We start from the raw sequence: 16,110 nt of genomic DNA on the forward strand, positions 1-16,110 counted from the left end.
GCGTGCAGGTGCAGCACGTGCTGCGCGCGCACTACGCGGACAGCGCCGACGCCGCGCTCAGCGACGCGCACTACCAGAAAGACCGCGCCGCGCGCGGCCGCCCGCCGGTGAACGTGCGCGATGCCAAGGACCAGCGCGAGCTGCGCACCTACCCGTACGTCACGGACCTGGCGCGCCTTGCGGCGCTGCTCGACCTGCCGCCGTGGACGGAGCCCGCCAGCATCGCCGAGACGGTGGAGGAATACCGCGAGCGTCTGCGCGACGTGCTGGATGCCTACCGGCTGGGGCTGACCACCCGGCCGGCCATTGCCGCGCTGGTGGAAGCCGCGCTGCCGGAGGACATGACGGCGCCGGCTGCGGGGCAGCTGTGGCCGTTCGTGATCGAGGAGCCGGCCGCCGTCCGCCGCCGCCGTGATGTTGTGGCCGTGCCGCAGGCGGGCGACGTGATCACGCCGCTGTGGCGCTGGACGCCGCAGGGCGCAGCCGGGGCGCCGACGGTGATCCTCACCGGCGTGGCACAAGAGGATGGCGTGAGCGCTGCGACGGTCGGTCCGCTGATCGAGCGCTACACGCCGGGCGCGCTGCCGGTCGGCATCGGCCTTGGCTACCGCGGCACGCTCGCGCCCGGCCAGAGCCTGCGACTCGCGCCCGCCTGGCGCAGCGCGCTGCTGCGCGACGGCTCGCTCGCGCTGAGCAGCGTGCCGGACGGTGCGGTCGAAGCCGCCGGCGACGGGCCGTGGACGGATTTGCCCGGCCTGCCGACGGGCGCCATGCGCGCGCTGGCGCACGCGCCGGACGGCACGCTGTGGCTGCTGCTGGATGACGCCGGCAGCTTTTCGCTGCTGCGCTTCGACGGCGCCGCGGCGGTCACGGTCAGCGACGGCGCGCCGGCCGGAGCGTGGCACGCGCTCGCCGTGCGCGGCGATGGCGTTTACCTCGCGACCGACGCCGGCCTGCATCGCTGCGCGCTATGGCCGGAAGGTGGTTTCGCTCTGACTGCCGTCGCCGCGGTGCCGGAAGCGGTGCATGCGCTGGCCGTGCTCGACGACGGCACGCTCGCCTGCGCCGGCGCTGACGGCCTCGCGCTGCTCGACGCGGCGGACGCGCTCGCCGAGCGGCGGCTGCCGGGGCTGTCGTTGCGCGCAGTCTTGTTCGGCGGTGGCCGCTGGTATCTGGCTACCGACCAGGCGCTGCTGCTGCAAAGCGGCGCGCAGCTTTACCGCTACGCGAGCGAGGCGGCGAGCGAGCAGACGCCGGACTGGCAGCCCATCGCGGACGCCGATGCCGCCACCGCCCAGAGCCCGCTGCCAGTGGTGCGTGCGCTGGCCGTGACGCCCGATGGGCGGCTATGGCTTGGCACGGCGGCGGGCTTGGCGCGCTGGGGCGTGGCGGGCGAGTCGTTGGGCAGTGCCGAGCGTGTGGCCGATGGCCGCACCACGCGCCTGCACGCCTACCCGGACCTTGGCGCCGGCGCCGTGCATGCGCTGACGGTGGACGCGCGCGGTGTGCTCTACATCGCCGGCGAGGCGGGCCTGCTGCGCGCGACCGAGCGCGATCTCGCGCAGATGGACTTCACGCAGGGCCGCTGGCTGCCGCTCGGGCGGGCCGGCGCCGAGTATCCCGACGACATCACCGAGCGGCCACGCGCGCACTACCGCTGGAGCACGGCCGATGCGCGGTGGGAACGGTATGACGCCCGGCGCGGGCGCTTTGCCCCGTCCGACCTGCCGCAGCGTGTCGCCGCAAGCGCGCGGTGCGCCACATGGCTGGCGCTGCCGGCGGTGGTGGCGGAATTCGGCGGTGACGACGGCGGCGCATTCACGCCGAGCGGCGCCGTGCCGCCGGCGGATCTCGTGCTGCGGGTGAAGCCGAACGAGAGCCGCATCGCGGACGGCGGCCTGCCGTATCTCCCAAACCACCAGCCCGGCGCGCAGTGGCGCTACCTGCAGATCGAGCCGGACACGCTCGCGGCGCCCGACGGGCGCCCCTGGTGGACCTGCGAGGGCCGGTTGTTTCCGCCGCCGGCGCGCAGCGCCGCATGGCCGGGGCACTACCGCGACGCCGCGAGTCCGTTCACGCTCGATGCCCAGTTCGACGACGCCGTGTGGAGCTATCTGCCGTCCGCGCGGCTGGCGCTGGAATGGGGCGTCGCGCCGACCATCGGCGTGCGCGTGCACCTGCTGCGCCGCGCGCCGGACGAGCGCGTGCCGGATGCCATCAGCGCCCGCGTGTGGCAGCTCATCGCCCGCACACGCGCGGCCGGCGTGCCGCTGGCGCTGGTCGTGGACGGCGTCGACGTGTATCGATCATGACGCCGAAAAACGCCATTCATGGCGTTTTTCGGCTCGCGTCAGCGCGGTACAGGCCCGCGCTGCGCTCCGTGAATCAAGGGCCGGCGCCCTCGATTCACGCTGGGGCATCCTGCCCCGACAGCGGGCGCTGTCAGGTACGGCGCCCGCTCAACGCGAGGGTTTTGCCATGACGCTTGCAATTGCCATCACCGACATCGCCGCCCTGGCGCCCAAGGCCGCCGGGCACCTGATCCGCCCGCAGGACTGGAACGCGCTGATCGCCGCGCTCGGCGAGTACGGCGCCGCGCTCAGCGCGCACGACGCGGACGTGACGGACCTCAAAACCCGCGTCGCGACGCTCGAAACGTCGCTCGCCGCGGTGGGTGCGCAGGTCACGGCCATCGACAGTCGCCTTGACGCGCTGGAGGAACAAGTCCAGCCGCTGCTCGGGCAGTACCTGGTCACGCTGTCCTGCGAACGGCAGAACTACGCCATGGGCGAGCTGTGCGAACTGACCGCCCGCGTCACCAGCCTCACCGGGCAGCCGCTCGCGGCGCCGTTTCCGTGGGTCGACTTTGTCGCGGCGTGGGGACAGCTGCGCGCCAAGGCGGGTTTCGTGACGCGGGCCGGGGCATCGGACAACTCGCTGTCGGTGCAGGTCAACGCGCAGGGTCTGGCGCAGGTGCAGGTGCGCGCCGAGCACAGCGCGGGCTTCAGCGAGGACGAGGAACTCGAAGTCAGCGGCATGCTCGGCATGCAGGTGCCGGCCGAGAACTTCACCGTGGCGCAGGCCTTCATGGCCGCGGCGACACCCACCGACAGCCGCGCGCAGGCCGCCTATCAGGTGGTCTCCGCGCAGTACAAGCGCGCCGAGGCCGGCATCGTGCGCGCCTGGACCGACACCTACCACGTGCTGAAACCGGAATGGGCGTTGCCGCTGCGGCCCGGATTTGGCGGCCGCTGGCAGGATTACCGCGCCACGGTGCTGGCGTTTGCCAAGCCGGACGCGGACCCCACCACCGCCGACGGCGCGCGCGGTGCGGCGAGCATCCAGATCACGTTCCGCGACTGGCTGGGACCGTGGGGTCTCGATTTCGTGACGCCGAAGCCCGACGTGGTCGGGCCGTGGGTCGAGCGCATTCCGCCGATGTTCGAGCGGGAAGACCCGCTGCGCGACTTCGGGGATCTGTTCGGGCAGGAGTACGGCCGCACCGGCCTGCTCGGTCGAAAGCAACTACTGCGCGGCGTCGAAGCCGCCATGGAGCAGGTCAACCCCGGCCCGGATCTGCTGCGCCAGGGCGTCAAGACGCAGATGCTGGCTGGCGTGCAGGCGCAGGGCGCGGCCGAGTTCCACGGCGCCACGGATGCGCCCAAGGCGCTCGGCGCCCAGTTCGCACAGGCGCAGCAGACCGGCACCGTGGCGCGGCAGCTCGGCGGCGTGGCCGAGCAAGTGGCCCAGACGCAGACGCTGGTCGAGTCGGTCAACGTGCTCGAAGGGCGCATGCAGGCGGCCGAGCGCGTGGGGCAGAACATCCAGTCCGGCCTGACGCGCATCGACGACAACGTGCGCGCCATCAACCCGCTGTCCGAGGACAGCCTGCGCGGCAACATGGAGCGCATCGGGGCCGAGATCGCGTCCATCCGCGCCCGCGTCGGCGGCTGAGGACGGCGCGCCGTGGCCACGGTCACGCTGGAGCCCGGCGACCTCACGCCCGCGCAGGCGGCGCGGGTGTTGACGCTGCTCAATGCCGCCGCGTCGGCGCAGGCGCTGGCCGAGGCCATCGAAATTCCGGGCGAACTCGACATCGGCGTGCGCCTCGCCCAGCGCCTGCTGGACGCGCGGGCGGCGCTCGGCGGGCGCTTCACGGAACTCGCGCAGGTGCGCGCGGTGCGTTTGATCGGTGCCGAGCGGTTCACCGAAATCTGCGCCGCCGCGCTCGGCCTCGACCCACGGCGCTGGATCACGCAGATCGGCAACTTCAGCGACCAGCAGGCGCAGATCGAGGCGCGCCTGGCGCGGCTTTCCACGCTCGCGGAAAGCGCGGCAGCGGCGCGCGAAGGCGCCCGCGTGGATCTGGTCGCAAGCCCGCAGCCGCTGTGGCTCGGCCAGGCGCTCGAACTGCGCGTGCTGTGCACGGACGCCGCCGGCCGGCCGCTGCCGGGGCGGCGGGTCACGGTGACCACCAGTCTGGGGGTGCTGGAAGCCGCGTTCGGCTTTGCGGTGACGCGCGCGGCCGGCATCACCGTGCGCACCGGCGCCGACGGCAGCGCGCGGCTCGATCTGCGACTGACGCCGCCGGATGGCCTCGGCGCCGAGCAGCAGGCGCTGCTGGAGGGCGAACTCGACGCGCTCGACCCGCAGGCCGACAGCGCCGCCGACCTTGGCCCCGCGCTGTTCGCCCTCGCCCAGCGCTACACCGCCGAGCGCGCCGGCACGCTGCGCGCGGCGCTCGATCTGTACGCCCGCCAGTACAAGGGCGTGTTCGTGGATCGGCTCAATTTCGGCGGCGCCGGCGTGGCGTTTCCGGTCGAGACGAGCGTGCTGCGCGCCGATCTGCACCCGGCCGACGGCGCTGCGAGCCTCGCGCACGCCGTGCTCGCGGCGCAGCACCGCAACTGGGTCGGCGCCTGGCTCGACGCGCTCGCCGAGTACGTCGCGAGCCAGGCGGCGCTCGACGCCGCGCTGGCCGGTGCAGGGCAACGCGGCAACACCGGGCAGCGGCTGGTGGACGACATCGTCGCCGAGGCGCAGGTGTTCGTGGCGCGCCAACCCGGCATCGCCGCGCAGTGGGCGGCGCAGCGGCGCGTGGACGGCGCCATGCAGCGCTACCTCGCGCGCCAGACCGAGCAGCTCGACCTGCCGACGCGGCTCACGCTGCACGCGCAGCTCGCCGGCGCGGCGGCGCAGATCACGCCGGACAGCATCGGCACACTCGCCGCGGTGGCGCAGGCCAAGTCCGAGCTTGGCGCGCGTATCGAGCAGGTGGGCGGCGTGAGCGGCGCGCTCGCCGACGAAATCCGCGGCATCCGCAGCGAGGTGGCGACGCGCGCCGACGAGGTGTCGCGTAACGCCGCCGGTGTGGCCGAGCAGGCGCGCCAGGTGCAGGCCGATCGCGCGGCGGTGAGCGCGGATCGGGCAGCCGTTGCGGCCGACCGCCAGCGCGTCGACACGCGCACCGCGGAGTTCGACAGCCGCTACGCGACCTTCACCACGCAGTACGACGACTTCAACAGCCGCTATGAGGGCTTCACGGTCGACTATGGTCGTTTTCAGACTGACTACGCACAGTTCAGTACCGACGCCGGTCAGTTCCGCACCGAGTTCAGCAACCTCAACACTCGCGTAACAGTGGCCGAGACGGGAATCAGTGGGCTGCAAACGCGCACGACGACACTCGACCAGCAGGTGGGCACGCTCAACACGCGCACCGGCGCGCTCGACCAGCGCGTGACCACGCTCGACTCGCAGCGCACCGCGCTCGTGCGTGAGGTCGGCACCTTGCGCACGGATGTGAACTCCATCCGCCGGTGAGCGCGCTGTTCCTGAGTTCCGCCGGCGGTGATGCGCACCGGGTGCAGGCCGGGCAGGTGCTCGATCTGACCGCGCCGACGCTGGTGGACGGCGTGACCGTGTTCCAGCGCACGCTGTACCTGCGCATCCCACTCGACGACGCCTGCGATCGTTTGAGTCTCGCGGCCGAGAGCGTGCTTCGGCTGCGCTTCGAGCCGTGCACGGTGACGGTCCGCGCCGGGGACGATGCCTGGGTGAAGCGCTGGGCGGGACTCGGCGACGAGGTGCAAGTGGAGCTGACCCACCCGGCGCCGCTCACGCGTGTCGATAGCGGTCTCTACAACCACGCAGCGCTGCATCGGCTGGATGGCAACGCGCTCAGCGCCGAGGCCACCATCGAAGGGGCCACCGGAACGCCATTGCCCACGCCGTTCGTCGGCACCGCCTTCGAGGTGCGCCTCACCCAGGAACGGCGCGTCGAGCGCCTGCGATTCACATCCGAAGAGATCGCGTTCCAGCAGGCAGGCCACCGCTCGTTGTCCGCAGCGGCAGTGGGTGTGCAGGCGGAGCAGCGCGTGGTCGAGGGGCTGTCGAGCGTTGATGCGGCGGTCAAATTGCGCCACGGGCTGACTGCGTTGACCCTCGCGGGTGCTCCCGGTTCGCCGCGGCTGACGCTGCGTCGCGCGGATGGCGCGGAGGTGCTCTGGCAGTGGATCGAGCCCGGCCCGCAGGCGGGTTCCGTCGCGTTCGCGGCTGCCAAACTCGCCGACGATTGGCAGGCGGCGCTGGAGCGCGCGCTGTCGTTGGTCGACCAGGGCGACGTCCCGCGGCCGGCGGTGCTCGTGCTGCCGCTCGATATCGCGAGCGACAGCCCCTGTCAGGTGCGCGTGCTGGAGGTCGCGGTCACGCCCCTGCTGGAGCGTCCGCTGCTGGCGGAACCAACGACGCTGCGTTTCGGCGGCGCGGCACGCCAGGTTCATCACATCGCGCTGGAGCGCCAGGCGCGCACACAGGCCGCGGTCATACAGGGGCGTGTTGGCGTCGCACCCGGCGCCACCTCGGCGTCCGGCGATACGGCGGCGCCGCACGGTGCGTATCTCGCAAGCGGTTCAAGCGCGCTGGTGGCGGTCGACCTCGACAGCCCGCTGCGCTGTACCGCGGCGACCTTCGGCTGGATTCCGCTCGGCGGGACAACCGCCCTCACCGTGCAGCTGGAGGTGCCGAGTGATACCCGCCCGCTGGCGGTGGCGGAGCTCGACAGCGATTCGGCGGTGGCGGGACTGCTCTGCGCGCGCTGGCCGGCAGTGGACCTGCAGGCGGCGACGTATCGCCTGCGGTTGACGGTGCGGGACGGCTGCGGCGTGCTCGTCGCCACACCCGACAGTGAGATTTCGCTCACCGTTATCGATCAGGCGGTGACCCGCGAGGTGCCGTTGCGGCCACAGGTGGCGCTGCTGGACGCTGGTGAAGCGGAATTTCCGGCGGAGATTTTCCTGAACGGCGCCGCTGTCGCCGTGACCGGCGATGCCGGCGGGAATTTTCACGGCAGCCTTGCCGGTCCGCCCGCGGCGGAACACTGGAACTTGTCCGCGGGCAGCAGCGTTCCGCTCACGCTGACGGTCGAGTCGGTGCGCGTCAGTTACACGCCGGACTGAAGTCGCGTCAGCGGCGGCAGGCCGCGGCGTCGAGGGTGTTTTCCAGCAGCATGGCGATGGTCATCGGCCCGACGCCGCCGGGGACGGGCGTGATCCAGGCCGCGCGCTGGCTGGCACCGTCGAAGTCCACATCGCCGCGCAGGCTGCCGTCTGGCAGGCGGTTGATGCCGACGTCGATCACCGTCGCGCCGGGCGTGACCCAGTCGCCGGGGACGAGGCCCGGCTTGCCGACCGCGACCACCAGCAGCTCGGCCCGGCGCACGTGCGCTTCGAGGTCGCGCGTGAAGCGGTGGCAGATGGTGACGGTGGCGCCCGCCAGCAGCAGTTCGAGCGCCACCGGACGGCCGACGATGTTGGAGGCGCCGACCACCACCGCGTGCCGGCCGCGCACCGGAATTTCGTAGTGCTCTAGCAGGCGCATGATGCCGCGCGGCGTGCAGGGCCGCAGGCCCGGCAGGCGCTGCGCGAGGCGGCCGACGTTGTAGGGGTGAAAGCCGTCCACGTCCTTGGCGGGATCGATGCGCTCCAGCACCACCTCGGGGTGAATGTGCGCCGGCAGCGGCAGTTGCAGCAGGATGCCGTCGACGGCCGGGTCGGCGTTCAACCGCTCGATCAGCGCCAGCAGGTCCGCTTCGGTCGTATCGACGGGCAGGTCGTGCGCGAAGGACGCCATGCCCACTTCCTCGCAGGCGCGGCGCTTGCTGCGCACGTAGACCTGCGAGGCCGCGTCGCTGCCGACCAGCAGCACGGCGAGTCCCGGCGCGCGGCCGTGCTGGGCGGTGAAAGCGGCGACGCGGGCCGCCAGCGCCGTGCGCAGCGCGGCCGCCACGCCCTTGCCATCGATGATGCGGGCAGGCATGTGTAAATACGGTCAGGAAACGGTTCGGCAATGATCGCACGCGGCCTTGGGCGCCACCAAGGCGGCTTGTTCGCCGCCGCTAATGCGGCTTGTTCGACGACGCCAATCAGGACTAAACTGGTCCACAAACGACTGTCACCTGCCACCCAAGCCCATGCTGCGCGTAAGCAAGCTCACCGACTACGCCACCGTCGTGATGGGGCACCTGGCCGCTGCGGCGGACCGGGTGCAGTCGGCGGCTGAGCTCGCGCAAGGCACCGGCATTGCGCTACCCACCACCAGCAAGGTGCTGAAGGCGCTGGTGCGTGCTGGGCTGCTGCGCTCGACGCGCGGGCAGGGTGGTGGTTACACACTGGCGCGGCCGGCGGAGCAGATTTCGGTGGCGCAGATCGTGCGCTGCTTCGAGGGGCCGGTGGGGCTCACCGAGTGCGGGTCCGGTGCGGACTCCGACGCCGGCGCCTGCGAGCAGGAATCGGTGTGCTCCATCCGCGGCAACTGGCAGCGCATCAGCCAGGTGGTGCTGGCGGCGCTCGAAGCGATGAGCCTCGCCGACATGATCCGCCCGGCCGCCATGCCGATCAAACCTTACACGCGGCCGCGGGCCGCCCAGCCCGAGCCGATCCGCGCGGGGACCAGCCCATGAACACGACAACCGACATTGGCCATTTTCTGGAGCGCGACTACACCGCCGGCTTCGTGACCGACATCGCGGCCGACGCGGTGCCGCCGGGCCTGTCCGAGGACGTGATCCGCCTGATCTCGGCCAAGAAGGGCGAGCCCGCGTTCATGCTGGAGTGGCGTCTTGAGGCCTACCGGCACTGGCTGAAGATGACGCCGCCCGAGTGGGCGCACGTGCATTTCCCGCCGGTGGACTATCAGGACATCGTCTACTACTCGGCGCCCAAATTCGGCGCCGACGGCCCGAAGAGCCTCGACGAGGTCGACCCGGAGCTGCTCGCCACGTTCGAGAAGCTCGGCATTCCGCTGCACGAGCGCGCGGCGCTGGCCGGCGTGGCGGCTGAGGCCGGTCCCGGCGTGGCGGTGGATGCGGTGTTCGACAGCGTGTCGGTGGGCACCACCTTCAAGAAGAAGCTTGCCGAGCACGGCGTGATCTTCTGCTCGTTCTCGGAGGCGGTGCAGGAGCACCCGGAGCTGGTGCGCAAATACCTTGGCAGCGTGGTGTCGTCGGCCGACAACTTCTACGCCGCGCTCAACGCCGCGGTGTTCACGGACGGCTCGTTCGTGTACATCCCGCCCGGCGTGCGCTGCCCGATGGAGCTGTCCACCTACTTCCGCATCAACGCGGCCAAGACGGGTCAGTTCGAGCGCACGCTGATCGTGGCCGACGCCGGCGCGTATGTGTCGTACCTCGAAGGCTGCACCGCGCCGATGCGCGACGAGAACCAGCTGCACGCGGCCGTGGTGGAACTTGTGGCCATGGACGACGCGCAGATCAAGTACTCGACCGTGCAGAACTGGTACCCCGGCGACGCCGAGGGCCGCGGCGGCATCTACAACTTCGTCACCAAGCGCGGCGACTGCCGCGGGCGCAACGCCAAGATTTCCTGGACGCAGGTCGAAACCGGCTCGGCCATCACCTGGAAGTACCCATCCTGCGTGCTGACCGGCGACGGCTCGGTCGGCGAGTTCTACTCGGTGGCGCTGACCAACAACTACCAGCAGGCCGACACCGGCACCAAGATGATTCACGTGGGGCGCAAGACGCGCAGCACCATCATCTCGAAGGGCATCTCGGCCGGCCACGGCAGCAATGCCTACCGGGGACTGGTCAAGGTGCTGCGCGGCGCGGACGGCGCGCGCAACTACACGCAGTGCGACTCGCTGCTGATCGGTGCCCGCTGCGGCGCGCACACCTTCCCCTACATCGAGGTGCAGGAGCCGAGTGCGACGGTAGAGCACGAGGCCACCACGTCCAAGATCAGCGAGGACCAGCTCTTCTACTGCCGCCAGCGCGGCATCGGCGAGGAGGACGCGGTGTCGATGATCGTCAACGGCTTCTGCAAGGAAGTCTTCAAGGAACTGCCGATGGAATTCGCCGTCGAGGTGCAGCGCCTGCTCGGCGTGAGCCTCGAAGGCAGTGTCGGCTGAGTAACGGAATCGCCAAACCAATGTCAGCACTGCTAGAAATCAAGGGCCTGCGCGTCGCCGTCGACGGCAAGGAAATCCTGCGCGGGCTCGATCTTTCCATCGACGCCGGCCAGGTGCACGCCGTGATGGGCCCGAACGGCTCCGGCAAGAGCACGCTCTCCAACGTCATCGCCGGGCGCGACGGCTACGAAGTGCTGGCCGGCAGCGTCACCTACCGCGGCGAGGATCTGCTCGCGCAAAGCCCGGAAGACCGCGCCCGCGGCGGCGTGTTCCTCGGCTTTCAGTACCCGGTCGAGATTCCGGGCCTGTCGACGGCGGTGTTCCTGCGCGCGGCCGTCAATGCCCGGCGCAAGCACCGCGGCGAGGAAGAGCTCGACGCCATGGACTTTCTCGGCCTCGTGAAGGGCCGCATGAAGGAACTCGGCATTCGGGAAGACTTCCTGCAACGCGCCATCAACGAGGGCTTCTCCGGCGGCGAGAAAAAGCGCGCCGAGATTTTCCAGATGGCGCTGCTGGAGCCGGACCTGGTGCTGCTGGACGAGATCGACTCCGGCCTCGACATCGACGCGCTGAAGATCGTGTCGGAAGGCATCAACCGCCTGCGTGCGCCGCAGCGCGCCATGCTGCTGGTGACGCACTACCGCCGCCTGCTGGACTACGTGCCGCCGGACCGCGTGCACGTGCTGTCGGGCGGGCAGATCGTGCGCTCGGGCGGGCCGGAGCTGGCGGCGGAACTCGAAAAGAGCGGCTACGGCTGGCTGCGCGAGGAGGCGGCGCCCGCATGAGCGCGCTGGCTCACTGGCAAGCGCAGCACGCGCGCGTGCAGGACGTGCCGGCCGCGCCGTGGTTGCGCGCGCTGCGGGCGGATGCCTGGCAGCGCTTCGCGGCGCAGGGCCTGCCCGGCCGGCGCGACGAGGACTGGAAGTACACGCGACTGAACGCGCTGGAGCGTGTGCCGGCCGGAACCGCACCGCTGCCGCAGACGGCGCCGGCTGGCCTGCCCGATGGCGCGCGCCTGGTGTTTGTCGGCGGGCGACTGGTGACGGCGTGGTCGCAGTTGCCTGCGGCGGTCGGCGTCACGGTGACGAGCCTCGCCGATGCGCTCACCGCGGACGGCGAGGCGCTGCGCGCGCGCTTGCGAACGGATGCGAACGCGCCCGCACGCGCCTTCGCGTGGCTCAACGACGCACTGTTCGAGGACGGCCTGTGGCTGACGCTCGCGCCGGAAGCGCGGCTGGATGGCCCGCTGCACGTGGTGCATCTGGGCGGTGCCGGCAACGCGTCGTCGCACCTGCGGCTGCTGATCGACCTTGCCGAGCATGCCGAGGCGCAGGTGGTGGAGCACTACCTGGGTCTCGGCGCCGAGCCGTATCACGTCAACGTGCTGGCACAGGCCACGCTCGCGCCGGGCGCGCGGCTGCGGCATGTGAAGCTGCTGGCGGAAGGCGCGGCCGGCATCCACGTGGGTGACTTCCGCGTGCGCGTGGGGCGCGATGCGCGCTTCGAGTCGCACCTGATCGCCGCCGGCGGCGGGCTGTTGCGGCAGGATCTCGACGTCGATCTTGGCGAGCCGGGCGGCGAGTGCAGCCTGCGCGGTCTCACCACCGCCGGCAGCGGCGAGCACGTGGATTTCCACACCCGCATCGAGCACCGCGCGCCGCACTGCCGCAGCGAGGAGACCTACAAGGGTCTGGTCGGCGGCAACGGCCGGGCGGTGTTCAACGGCCGCGTGCACGTGCACCCCGGCGCCGACAAGACCGATTCGGCCATGACCTGCGCCAACCTGCTGCTGTCCGACCGCGCCGAGGTGGACGCCAAGCCGGAACTCGAAATCTACGCCGACGACGTGAAGTGCAGCCACGGCGCCACCGTCGGGCAGCTCGACGAGGCGCAGTTGTTTTACCTGCGTGCCCGGGGCATCGAGCTTGCCGCCGCGCGGGCGCTGCTGATGACGGCGTTCGCCCGCGACGCGCTGGCCGGGCTCGACGGCGATCTCGCCGACACGCTTGCGGCGCGCATCGACGCGCGCCTGCCCACGCTCTGATCCGGTAGCCGACGATGACCTTAGCCAGTCTCACCGCCCACAGCCACGACTTTCCGGCCGCGCGCCTGCGCGCCGAGTTCCCCATCCTGCAGCGCAGCGTGCGCGGCCAGCCGCTGGCGTATCTAGACAACGCCGCCACCACGCAGAAGCCGCAGGCGGTGATCGACGCCGAGTCCGGCTACTACCGCGAGATCAACGCCAACATCCACCGCGGCGTGCACTGGCTGTCCGAGCAGGCCACCGCCGCGCACGAGGGCGCGCGCGAGCGCGTGCGGCACTTCATCAACGCCCGCGAGGCGGCCGAGATCATCTTCGTGCGCGGCACCACGGAGGCCATCAACCTCGTCGCGCAAAGCTACGGCCGGGCCAATCTCGGCCCCGGCGACGAGGTGCTGATCACCGGCCTCGAACACCACTCGAACATCGTGCCCTGGCAGCTCGTGTGCGCGCAGACCGGCGCGGTGCTGAAGGTGGCCCACCTTGACGACAGCGGCACCGTGCGCATGGACGAGTTCCGCCGGCTGCTGGGCGCGCGGACCCGGATCGTCGCCGTGTCGCACGTGTCGAACGCGCTAGGCACCGTCAATCCCGTGCGCGAGATGACCGAACTCGCCCACCAGGCGGGCGCGGTGGTGCTGCTGGACGGCGCGCAGGCCATCGCCCACACGCCGGTGGACGTGCAGGCGCTCGGCTGCGATTTCTATGCGTTTTCCGGCCACAAGCTGTACGCGCCGACCGGCATCGGCGTGCTGTACGGCCGCCGCGCGCTGCTGGAGGCGATGCCGCCCTGGCAGGGCGGTGGCGACATGATCCGCACCGTGAGCTTCGAGGGCAGCACCTGGAACGACCTGCCGTACAAGTTCGAGGCCGGCACGCCGCACATCGCGGGCGCGATTGGTCTTGGCGCCGCCATCGACTACGTGCAGCGGATCGGTCTGGCCGCGATCGGCGCCTACGAGCACGACCTGCTCGCCTACGGCACGGCGCTGCTTGGCGAAATCCCGGGCCTGCGCCTGATCGGCACCGCCGCCGCCAAGGCCGGCATCCTGTCGTTCGTGATCGACGGCCTGCATGCGCACGACATCGGCACCGTGCTCGACAGCCACGGCGTGGCCGTGCGGGCCGGCCATCACTGCGCCATGCCGGTGATGGAGCGCTTTGGCGTGCCGGCCACGGCGCGTGCATCGCTCGCCTTCTACAACACCCGTGAAGACCTGGACCGGCTGGCGCAGGCGCTGCGCCGGGCCGTGGAGATGTTCTGCCGATGAGCGATTTGCGCGACCTGTATCAGGAACTGATCGTCGATCACAACAAGAACCCGCGTAACTACGGCGTGCTGGCCGACGCCAACCGCCGCGCCGAGGGCTACAACCCGCTGTGCGGCGACAAGGTGACCGTGTACCTGCACGTGGACGGCGACCGCATCGGTGATGTGCGCTTCGAGGGCGCCGGCTGCGCCATCTCGACCGCGTCGGCGTCGCTGATGACGCAGGCCGTCAAGGGCAAGACCGTGGCCGAAGCCGAAGCCCTGTTCGAGGCCTTCCACGCCATGGTCACCGGCCAGGACGCGAGCGATGACGTCGCAGAGCGGCTCGGCAAGCTGGCCGTGCTGGCCGGCGTGCGCGAGTACCCGTCGCGCGTCAAATGCGCCACGCTCGCCTGGCACACGCTGCACAACGCCGCGCACGGCGAGGCCGCGCCGGCCAAGACCGAATGACCGAACCGACCATCCCCCACACCCCGAGACGCACGCCGTGACCGAACGCGAAACCGTTGTCCTGAGCCGCGACTGCAAGGCGCTGTTCGTGCCGATCGGCATTCAGGTGAACGCCAAGAAGGGCACCGAGGTCAGCATCCTGCAGCAGCTCGGCGGCAGCTACACCGTGCTGCTGGAAGGCCAGATGGCCCGCATCGACGCCAAGGACGCCGACGCGCTCGGCAAGACGCGCGTGCCGCTGCCGTCGGAGAGCTACACCGGCGACGTGACCGCGCAGTCCGTTGAGCAGCTCGCCTGGCAGCACCTGCGCACCTGCTACGACCCGGAAATTCCGGTCGACATCGTCGAGCTTGGCCTGATCTACGGCTGTGACGTCCGCGAGACCGGCAAGCAGCGCTACCGGGTGGAGGTCAAGATGACCCTGACCGCGCCCGGCTGCGGCATGGGCGACGTGCTGGCCGAGGACGTGAAGGAAAAACTGCTGGCCATTCCCGGTGTCGCAGACGCCGACGTGGAAGTGGTGCTCGATCCGCCGTGGACGGCCGACATGATGAGCGAGGCCGCGCGTCTGCAGACCGGCATGATGTAAGGAGGCAACGCCATGACCATCAAACTGACCGAAGCCGCCGCCCGCCGCGTGGCGCAGATCCTCGCCGACCAGCAGCCACCGCGGCTGCGCCTTGGCGTGCGCAAGAGCGGCTGCTCGGGCTACGCCTACGTGGTGGAGCCGGCCACGCAGGTGAACGACGACGACGTGCAGTTCGACGACCAGGGCGTGCGGGTGGTGGTGTCGGCCGACTCGCTGCCGATCCTCGACGGCATGGAGCTCGACTACCGCAAGGAGGGCCTCAACGAGGCCTTCAAGTTCAACAACCCGAACGTGAAGGAAAGCTGCGGCTGCGGCGAGAGCTTCAGCGTCTGAGGCGGCTGCCGAGCCGTGAGTCCGGTGCCGTCGCCGGATGTAGCCGGCGGTAGGATGCGGTGAGGCACGAACCGCATCGGTCGAGATTCAAGCCGATTTACAGTGAGCCGTCGTCTGGGCAAAGCAAAGCGTGCCCACGCAGAAAGAAATATGCGACGGCTTTTTTGCCGCGATTTTGAAATCCGCGTGGGCACGCTCTGATGACTTTTGCCAACCCTATCGTTCGCTGTTGTCGCGACCGATGCGGTTCGTGCCTCACCGCATCCTTGTATTGTTCCCCTGCAAGGCCGGACGCCGCTCGCATCCTGGGGTCTTGAGCCCGCAACGTAGATATTGCGCCGGCCTTGCGTTCTATCTCCCCGCACGACATCGGACAGTCTCTGGGGCCCGGCCGGGCCGGCAGCCCGCATACACAAGGTCGATGGGCGTGGAGTCACGGAATGGTCGGAGGTCCGTATGTCTCACATCCTCGGTATCGATGTCGCGAAGGCCAAGCTCGACGTCGCCCTGCGCCGCCCGGACGGCAAGTGGCGCAGCAAGGTGATCGAGAACACGCCGACCGGGTTCGGCGTGCTCGGTGAGTGGTTGGTGTCGCACGGGGTCTCGCAGGTCCACGCGTGTCTCGAAGCCACCGGCACGTACTGGGAAGCAATAGCCGAGTTCCTGGCCGACGCCGGGCACACGGTCAGCGTGGTCAATCCGGCCCAGATCAAGGCCTTCGGCGGGGCGGGTCTGGTCCGCAGCAAGACCGACCGGGTCGATGCGCGCCTGATCGCCGACTTCTGCGCCGCCCAGTGCCCGCCGCCGTGGCAGGCGCCGCCGGTGTCGGTCAGAACCTTGCGGGCACTGGTCGCCCGCCGCGAGGCGCTCGATGCCATGCGCACGCAGGAGCGCAACCGCCTGCCGGTGTCCGATGCGGCCGTCCGTGCCGGCATCGAAGCGCACCTCACGCACCTCGAACAGGCGATCAAGGACATCGACACAGCCATCCGCCAGACCATC

14 protein-coding genes are annotated in these 16,110 nt (G+C 70.6%); 13 read left to right on the forward strand and 1 reads right to left on the reverse strand.

Annotation, left to right across the window (positions count from 1 at the left end; all coding sequences use genetic code 11):
• The 4 genes from AB7F93_RS13165 to AB7F93_RS13180 form a co-directional block, all read left to right on the forward strand.
• A partial coding sequence (locus AB7F93_RS13165; RefSeq protein ID WP_428303367.1) for a hypothetical protein occupies nucleotides 1-2,312 on the forward strand: 2,312 nt, incomplete at its 5' end.
• Between the two features lie 166 nt (nucleotides 2,313-2,478).
• Entirely contained in the window at nucleotides 2,479-3,954 is a 1,476-nt protein-coding gene (locus tag AB7F93_RS13170) for a hypothetical protein (RefSeq protein WP_428303368.1), read from the forward strand.
• A gap of 12 nt (nucleotides 3,955-3,966) precedes the next feature.
• Entirely contained in the window at nucleotides 3,967-5,823 is a 1,857-nt protein-coding gene (locus AB7F93_RS13175) for a hypothetical protein (protein ID WP_428303369.1), read from the forward strand.
• A gap of 92 nt (nucleotides 5,824-5,915) precedes the next feature.
• Complete coding sequence (locus AB7F93_RS13180) at nucleotides 5,916-7,457, forward strand: hypothetical protein (protein ID WP_428303370.1); 1,542 nt, start codon at nucleotides 5,916-5,918, stop codon at nucleotides 7,455-7,457.
• Between the two features lie 7 nt (nucleotides 7,458-7,464).
• On the opposite strand, the gene folD is transcribed toward AB7F93_RS13180, so the two are convergent.
• Nucleotides 7,465-8,316 carry a bifunctional methylenetetrahydrofolate dehydrogenase/methenyltetrahydrofolate cyclohydrolase FolD gene (gene folD / locus AB7F93_RS13185; RefSeq protein WP_428303371.1) on the reverse strand — a complete coding sequence of 284 codons (852 nt, stop codon included), beginning with the start codon at nucleotides 8,314-8,316 and terminating at the stop codon, nucleotides 7,465-7,467.
• A 154-nt stretch (nucleotides 8,317-8,470) separates the two neighbouring features.
• Between folD and AB7F93_RS13190 the strand changes: the two genes are divergently transcribed.
• From AB7F93_RS13190 to AB7F93_RS13230, 9 genes are all read left to right on the forward strand, one after another.
• Nucleotides 8,471-8,959, forward strand: a complete 489-nt coding sequence (locus AB7F93_RS13190; protein WP_428303372.1) for an SUF system Fe-S cluster assembly regulator — start codon at nucleotides 8,471-8,473, stop codon at nucleotides 8,957-8,959.
• Nucleotides 8,956-10,425, forward strand: coding sequence for a Fe-S cluster assembly protein SufB (gene sufB, locus AB7F93_RS13195; protein WP_428303373.1), 1,470 nt, complete (start codon nucleotides 8,956-8,958; stop codon nucleotides 10,423-10,425). Before AB7F93_RS13190 ends, sufB begins: the two co-directional genes overlap by 4 nt.
• Before the next feature lie 29 nt (nucleotides 10,426-10,454).
• On the forward strand, nucleotides 10,455-11,210 hold the full coding sequence (gene sufC, locus AB7F93_RS13200) for a Fe-S cluster assembly ATPase SufC (protein ID WP_428303380.1): 756 nt from the start codon (nucleotides 10,455-10,457) through the stop codon (nucleotides 11,208-11,210).
• Nucleotides 11,207-12,469, forward strand: coding sequence for a Fe-S cluster assembly protein SufD (gene sufD, locus AB7F93_RS13205; RefSeq protein WP_428303374.1), 1,263 nt, complete (start codon nucleotides 11,207-11,209; stop codon nucleotides 12,467-12,469). The genes sufC and sufD overlap by 4 nt, the downstream gene beginning before the upstream one ends.
• 14 nt (nucleotides 12,470-12,483) lie before the next feature.
• Nucleotides 12,484-13,737, forward strand: a complete 1,254-nt coding sequence (locus tag AB7F93_RS13210) for a SufS family cysteine desulfurase (RefSeq protein ID WP_428303375.1) — start codon at nucleotides 12,484-12,486, stop codon at nucleotides 13,735-13,737.
• Nucleotides 13,734-14,186, forward strand: a complete 453-nt coding sequence (sufU, locus tag AB7F93_RS13215) for a Fe-S cluster assembly sulfur transfer protein SufU (protein WP_428303376.1) — start codon at nucleotides 13,734-13,736, stop codon at nucleotides 14,184-14,186. The genes AB7F93_RS13210 and sufU overlap by 4 nt, the downstream gene beginning before the upstream one ends.
• Before the next feature lie 37 nt (nucleotides 14,187-14,223).
• On the forward strand, nucleotides 14,224-14,775 hold the full coding sequence (gene sufT / locus AB7F93_RS13220) for a putative Fe-S cluster assembly protein SufT (protein ID WP_428303377.1): 552 nt from the start codon (nucleotides 14,224-14,226) through the stop codon (nucleotides 14,773-14,775).
• A gap of 12 nt (nucleotides 14,776-14,787) precedes the next feature.
• On the forward strand, nucleotides 14,788-15,108 hold the full coding sequence (locus AB7F93_RS13225; protein WP_428303378.1) for a HesB/IscA family protein: 321 nt from the start codon (nucleotides 14,788-14,790) through the stop codon (nucleotides 15,106-15,108).
• Nucleotides 15,109-15,564: 456 nt separating this feature from the next.
• Nucleotides 15,565-16,110 (forward strand): IS110 family transposase (locus AB7F93_RS13230; RefSeq protein ID WP_428303379.1); only part of this gene is annotated, 546 nt, incomplete at its 3' end.

Source organism: Immundisolibacter sp. (genome assembly GCF_050250495.1).
Lineage (GTDB): Bacteria > Pseudomonadota > Gammaproteobacteria > Immundisolibacterales > Immundisolibacteraceae > Immundisolibacter.